Genomic DNA, 7,214 nt, shown 5'->3' with positions numbered 1-7,214 from the left:
GCTGTTCTAATATCGCTAAATTATCATGCGTGTAGTAAGCACGGTTATCTTTAATGTCCAGAAGTGATTTTGCCAAATCAGAAAACTTGAAGGTATCCATTACTTCTTTAACTAAGACTAAACCCGAATCACTCGATAAACGACCACCTGTATGCGAAATGATGATGTTTGAATTGAATTTTACCTAATTTTTGTGTAAGCTAATCATGAAGAGAACTCCTTTCTTATGGTTGGTTTAGACACCTTTACCATATCAGAATGGGGTTCTTTTTTCATCACTTAACAGGTGAAAATGAAAAAGTAAATTTAAGCTGCCGTTAGGCAGTTGGCACATGTTTCAACGAAAAGTATGAATTGTTCAGGTTCAGTAATTCTTTTCTTCACAACAGCAGGTTTATCTGTTTTGTCACTGGTTACCTTAGTCCTAATGCTGTTTAATCTCCAACCCGCTATCATGAATCATTACTGGGTTTGGGTGATTGGTGGTAGTCTCTATTTCCCTTGTCTTTTAGTGATTACTCGTGGCAAAAAAGCCAGAATCTGGTCAAGTTTAAAACAACGAGAAATCTTTTGGCTATTAGGATCCTCTGTCCTAGAATGGTTGGGCGTCTTCTCATTTTTTGCTTTCACTGGATTTATTCTTGGTGTCTCTTACCAACTATCTGATTTGTTCCCAATCCTAATTACAAGTTTCATTCTTGGTATTCTCTCCATGATACCAGGAGGTATTGGTAGTTTTGATTTATTTATGATTATCGGATTACAATCATTGGGCATTAGTCGAGAAGTAGCTCTCACTTGGTTATTTCTATATCGCTTGTTTTACTTTATTATCCCCTTCTTAATTGGATTACTTTTGTTTGGGAAAAATCTTGCATCACGTATCAATAAAAAATGGCGTGGTATTCCGGGCATTATATGGAAAAAGTTTACCTCTTTTTTTCTGATTAGCGCCTTGTATTTTTCTGGCATTTTACTTGTACTAACCTCTGCAATTCCCGATGCCTTTGTCGCAATTAATTGGTTAAAACGATTAGATATTTTTTCCTTCCATTTAATTAGTTCAGTCCCAAGTATTGTGATTGGATTTTTACTACTAGTTGCTGGTCGTGCCACAGCTTGCCGTGTCAAGAAAGCTTATTGGTTTACCCTAGGAGTCATTGCCTTTAGTACATTATTTACATTCTTAGACGATTTCTCTTTGTTCACCACTCTGTTTTTTATAGCCTTACTAATTATCGTATTCCTGTCCAAAAACTATTACTCAAGAGCCAGAATGCATTATTCATGGGAAGCATTTACGATTGATGGTGCGATTTACTTTTCTTTGATTATCTTATATTTAATTATCGGCATCCAATTCGTCCCCTACAAACATCATTTACATCTACCAAAAGCCTTTGTCGATTTTTATTTATTCCCAAATGAAAAAGCTTGGCTGGCTAGTTTTATGATTGTATTGGCGATTGGTTTACTGAATTCCCTAATTTTTCGTTACCTCAGTAAAGGAAAGTCAGATATGTTAGATCCAACTGATACTAAAAGGGTGCGAAAAGTTTTAAATGATTTTGGTGGAAATGAAACAAGTCATTTAGCTTTTACTAAAGATAAGTATACCTATTACTATCAAAATAGTAGCGGTGAGGACGTTGCTTTTTTACAATTTCAAAACTCTTCCAACAAATACATTGTGATGGGCGAACCTTCTGGCGATTCTGCCTATTTTCCAGGTCTGATCCAGGCTTTCCTAGATGATTGTGATGTTGAAGGTGTTGAACCTCTTTTTTATGAAGTGAAAGAAAATTTTGTCATGTATCTCCACGAATTTGGCTATGACTTTATCAAAATGGGAGAAGAAGGTTGGGTTGATCTAAAAAACTTTAGTTTAAAAGGAAAAAAGAATCGTGGCATACGATCAATCATGAATCATTTCAACGAACAATCAATCACTTTTGAAGTCCTAATGCCCCCATTTTCAGATGATTTGTTTCGAGAACTAGATGCTGTTTCAAATAATTGGTTAAATGGAAGACCTGAAAAAGGATTTTCTGTCGGTTTCTTCGATAAAGACTACCTTTCTCAGGCTCCTATAGCGATTGTAAAAAATCATGAGGGGGCTATCATCGCCTTTGCCAACATCATGCCCTCCTATACGGAGGAAAATATTTCAGTCGATTTAATGCGTCACGCATTAGATCCCCCAAATGGAACAATGGATTTCCTATTTGTTTCTTTATTTAGCTATTTTCAAGAACAAGGATACACTTCATTTAATTTAGGAATGGCACCATTTTCAAATGTCGGTCATTCGGAGCAGAGCTTTTGGGAAGAACGCATAGGTTGTTTTCTTTATGAATTTGGCAATAACTTCTATTCATTTAAAGGTCTTCGCCAATACAAAGAAAAGTATGTATCTACTTGGATACCTAAATATACCGTCTATACCAAGAAAAGTTCTTTCTTTTATAATATGATTCACTTATTACGTGTCGTCGGTAAAAATAAAAACGAAAAAATCAGCTAGGTTCTAGCTGATTTTTTTCATTTGAGAATACTTATTAACTTATATCTAATAAAACGTCACATTTCTTGATACAACGATTCAATGGTTTGATAAGTCAAATCAAAAGATTCTGCAACTTCTCGTGACACCAGTTTTCCCTGATAACAATTGATTCCTAATCCAAGACCCATTGTCTGTTTAACAGCCTTTAATAGTCCATTTGAAGCTATAGCTAACCCATAACGAAGCGTCGCATAATTGAGTCCAATTGTTGACGTCCTAGGAACAGCCCCTGGTATATTTGCCACACAATAGTGTACAACACCGTTTACAATATAGGTAGGGTCTTCATGGGTTGTTGGTTTGCTGGTTTCAGAACACCCGCCTTGATCAATAGCCACATCAACAAATACGGACCCAGCTTGCATTTTTTTAAGTAGGATCTTTTAATCAATTTTGGGGCACTTTTTCCTGGAATAAGTACCGTACCAATGACTAAATCAGCACCGACAACGGCTCGTTTAATAGTCGTAGCCGTACTATATAAGGTCTGAACTGCAGCTCCATATAATGTATCAATACGTGCTAACTTTTCAAGATCGACATCTAGTACAGTCACATTTGCTCCCATTCCAACGGCAATATGACAAGCGTTTAATCCAACATTTCCTGCACCAATAATAACAACATTAGCCTTTGGGACACCAGGTATCCCGCTAAGTAAAATACCTTTACCGCCCGCTTGTGTTTCTAAACAACTAGCACCTACCTGAACACTCAATCGACCAGCAATTTCAGACATTGGCTTCAATAATGGTAAGTTACCCTGAGCATCACGGATAGTTTCATAAGCAACTGCTAGACACTTTTTTTCAAGAAGAAGCTCTAATAATTCTTTATTTGCCGCTAAATGAAGATAAGTAAATAGTATCTGATTCTCACGAATCAACTCATATTCTGTAGATAGAGGTTCTTTTACCTTAACAATCATATCACTTTTTTCCCAAACCTCTTTTGCAGAAGAAACGATTGCCGCACCAGCATTAGCATATAAATCATCCGAGAACCCCGAGCCCACTCCAGCATCTTGTTCGATCAAAACAGTATGACCAGCTCTGACATAAGCCCTTGTCGCATCTGGCGTTAACCCAACACGGTACTCTTGGGCTTTTACTTCCCTTACCGTCCCAACAATCATGCCATCAACTCCTTTTTTGTCTTTTAAACAACATTTTAACTGACTACAGAAGATTTTGTTAGCGCTATCATCATTTTTAGTATACGATAGGCAACTAAAATAGACAAATAATAGCTGAGTAATCGAGCCTGCGAATCAGCAAAATAAACAGTTATGACGTGGCAGATTACTATCACCTTATTTAATAGTCTAGTATAATAATTAAAAGGAGATGGTTATCATGAAGCGTTTTAATTTTCTCGAACTATTCCTGTACATGATTTGTATTATCAGTTTTATCGTTGCTCTTGTCTCTCTCGCTGGTTTATTAGATAATCTCGGATCATTGCTTTTTCCCGATACCAGCACGGATGGAGATTATTACAACAGTGCCCTATATGTTAAGCGTGGCTTAGTGTCGCAAATTCCAATGTTCTTTGTCGGTATAGGATTATTTTACTATACCATCAAAAAAGCCTTGGTTGTTCACAGGGAAGAACGTGAACTACGCGAAAAAGAACTCCCAGATAAAAAATAGTATGCTCACTTGTACAGTTTTTTTCCAAGCAGTTTTGTTGGGTATTTTCTTTTATTAATTTTTGTAGTTTCCAATCAAGTTGTCTTTTTCTAATTTTACTAATTACCTTTAGGCACAAAAAATGTCATGGTAGCTTTTAATAGGCTGCCATGACATTTTTACTTTTCATTAATAATCTAAATGTTACCAAATACTTTAAGATGTAGCCCGCTGGTTTACAAATAACTTAATGGCTATTCCAATTACCGCTGAGATAACTAGACCTACGATTGTCCATAACGTGATGTCCGATACTGTCCAACCAATGAACAAGCCTACAACTAAACCTATGATCATCCAAAACCAAATGGAAGCATAGGCCTGTTGCCGAACAAACACTGGCTACCGATGTTCTCCAGGCTTTGGAATTGGCATAGCTTTTTGGGGTTCATTCTGATCTTTCTGATGATGTGCCTCTACTAAACTTTCTGGTGCATTTGGACGATCCTTGTCTTTTAAAATACTCACGATGTGTCACCTCACTGACTGGACTATTTGCATCAACCATGACTTTAGTGACATTTTAAACACTTGTAGTACCTACTTTTAGTATATTGAAGACAACTAAAAATCGCAATATTTTGAACTTACAGTCTATCCGTCATCAGATTATTGGATTAATTATTGGATGATAAGATAAAAAGAATTATTTAACTAATTGATTCAACACCAAAAAGAAATAGCATATTAAAAGAGGATTAAACGCTCAAAAACTAGAACGCTTAATCCTTTCATTATTTCTCTATTGAGATATGAACTAGAAACACCAAAATTTTACCGATCATTTTTAGCTCTTAAAGCGGACAAAATCGAGACTGTATCGATGACTTCTTGTAACGCGGCACCAAGTAATGCTGGAATAACGCCAAAACTAGCAACTAACATCAAAAATACACAAATAAAAATACCTATTAAAACGGATTGTTTTGCAATTTTCATGGTGTTCTGCGAAATGTTTACTGCTTCTGCAACTCTCCCCAAATCATCTCTTAAAATAACGGCATCTGCGCTTTCACTTGCTGCGGTAGAGCCATGTGCTCCCATTGCGATACCGACATCAGCGATTGATAATGCTGGAGCATCGTTAACACCATCTCCAACCATAATGACTGGTCTTTCAGAATCATTCACATTTTTTAAAATAGCAATTTTATCTTCTGGTAAACACTCAGAATGGACATTAGTGATTCCTACTTGTTTTGCAATTGTTTGAGCAATAGAATTTTTATCCCCAGTAATCAATGAAATATTATCAATACCCAATGCCTTTAATTTGTTGATTGTCTCTGGTGTCTCTTTACGAACGACATCTTTAAACGTGATCATCCCAATAAACTGATCATCCACAGAGACAAAAACAGCTGTTTCATCTGAAGATAGGTGACTTTCGGTATGTGCAAATCCTGCTTTCCCCACTTTAACAGATTTTCCATCTACAGTTGCTTTAATACCTTGACCAGTGACTTCTTCCAAGTCCTCACTTGGAAGCAACTTGATTTTCTCTTTCTTGGCGTCTGCAATCAATGAGCGAGATAAAATATGGGTTGACGCTTGTTCGGCACTTGCTGCTAATTGAATCACTGTATGACGGTCATAAGCTGAATCTGCTATCTCTACTCGATCCACAAATAATCGTCCAGCAGTAATCGTACCTGTTTTATCAAATGCAATCGTTTGAGCTTTTGCTAATTTTTCGATTGTCATTCCTGTTTTAACAACGATACCATGCCGACTTGATCGACTCATACCTGCTACTAGAGCTACTGGTGCTGCTAGAATCAGTGGACAAGGCGAGGCTACAACCATGACTTCTGCAAACCGAACAGGGTCTTTCGATAAGAACCACGCGACACCACCAATGAGATAAGCAACTAGTGTAAAAGGTACAGCGTAACGATCAGCTAATCGCACAAATTTAGCAGGTCGAGCAGCGGATTCTTTAACTAGTTTAACTAATAACTGATATTGACTGTCCTTTGCTTCTTTATATACTTTGACCGTCAATGCAGCGTCTCCATTTAAAGATCCTGACATTAACTCATCCCCAACCGTTTTATCGACAGGCTTTGATTCACCCGTTAAGGACGATTCATCAACAAAAGAACTTCCTTTTTCAACAGTAGCATCGACTGGGATCACTTCGCCCGGTTTGACTAGAATACGGTCGCCTATTTTAACTGTTTCTACTTTAACATCGGTCACCGTATCATCTGATAATAAATGAGCAGTTGTTGGTGTGTTATCTAATAATGCTTTTAACTCTTTACCCGCTTGCCGACTAGCATAATCTTCTAAACTATCACCACCAGTTAGCATAATCAATACAGTCAAACTTGCCCAATACTGACCTACAGCTAGCGTTGCAACAATAGCCGTGATTGCTAGAATATCAACACCATACTTCCCAGATTTCAATGTTTTGATCATTCCAATAAACATCGAAATAGTTGTGATTCCACCAATCAGTAAGATCAACCAAAAAGCAATTTTTGGTTGTTTAAAACCAAACTCTGCTATCAACGCTACGATTCCGACTGTAACCGTTATTATAAACTTTTTGAAATTAGACATTGCATCACCAAATCCTCGCCTTGTTTTTCTTTATTCTATTTTAAGCCTTGTATAAATGAGAATCCAGCGAATGATAACGATAATCATTCTATTTTAAAAGAAAACAGTCCTCATTCAGTTACTGCCATAATTTTTACTTTTTTCCTATAATTACTACTAAAATTCACTCCAAATTTACCCCTCATAAATTATATTTTTTAGAATGATACTATTTTCATTGCCAGTGTATCTCCTAGCCTTCCCACTCCTTTGGTATCTCGGATCTTCATTTATCATAGAATAGAATAGTAACAGATCTAAGTTAGTAGCAGATCTAAGTTAGTAGCAGATCTAAGTTAGTAGCAGATCTAAGTTAGTAGCAGATCTAAGTTAGTAGCAGATCTAAG

The 7,214-nt window shown here is 36.7% G+C and carries 4 protein-coding genes and 2 pseudogenes; 2 read left to right on the top strand and 4 right to left on the bottom strand.

The window, feature by feature from the left end:
* Positions 1-208, bottom strand: a pseudogene (locus H541_RS13065) (transposase); the annotation flags it as partial.
* Positions 209-349: 141 nt separating this feature from the next.
* On the opposite strand from H541_RS13065, the gene mprF reads away from it, so the two are divergent.
* Entirely contained in the window at positions 350-2,524 is a 2,175-nt protein-coding gene (mprF, locus tag H541_RS12365; RefSeq protein WP_022797191.1) for a bifunctional lysylphosphatidylglycerol flippase/synthetase MprF, read from the top strand.
* A gap of 56 nt (positions 2,525-2,580) precedes the next feature.
* Here the strand turns inward: mprF and ald are convergent.
* Positions 2,581-3,701 (bottom strand): annotated as a pseudogene (gene ald / locus H541_RS12615) (alanine dehydrogenase).
* Between the two features lie 220 nt (positions 3,702-3,921).
* Between ald and H541_RS0110160 the strand changes: the two are divergent.
* Positions 3,922-4,218: a hypothetical protein gene (locus tag H541_RS0110160; protein WP_022797190.1), complete on the top strand. Its 297-nt coding sequence runs from the start codon at positions 3,922-3,924 to the stop codon at positions 4,216-4,218.
* A gap of 381 nt (positions 4,219-4,599) precedes the next feature.
* Here H541_RS0110160 and H541_RS13730 read toward each other — a convergent pair whose 3' ends face one another.
* Positions 4,600-4,725, bottom strand: coding sequence for a hypothetical protein (locus tag H541_RS13730; RefSeq protein ID WP_022797188.1), 126 nt, complete (start codon positions 4,723-4,725; stop codon positions 4,600-4,602).
* A gap of 306 nt (positions 4,726-5,031) precedes the next feature.
* Complete coding sequence (locus H541_RS0110145; protein WP_022797187.1) at positions 5,032-6,828, bottom strand: heavy metal translocating P-type ATPase; 1,797 nt, start codon at positions 6,826-6,828, stop codon at positions 5,032-5,034.
* Between the last annotated feature and the right edge of the window lie 386 nt (positions 6,829-7,214).

It is taken from the genome of Bavariicoccus seileri WCC 4188 (genome assembly GCF_000421665.1).
In the GTDB taxonomy this organism is placed as follows: domain Bacteria; phylum Bacillota; class Bacilli; order Lactobacillales; family Aerococcaceae; genus Bavariicoccus; species Bavariicoccus seileri.
This window is presented reverse-complemented; position numbering and strand designations above follow the sequence as displayed.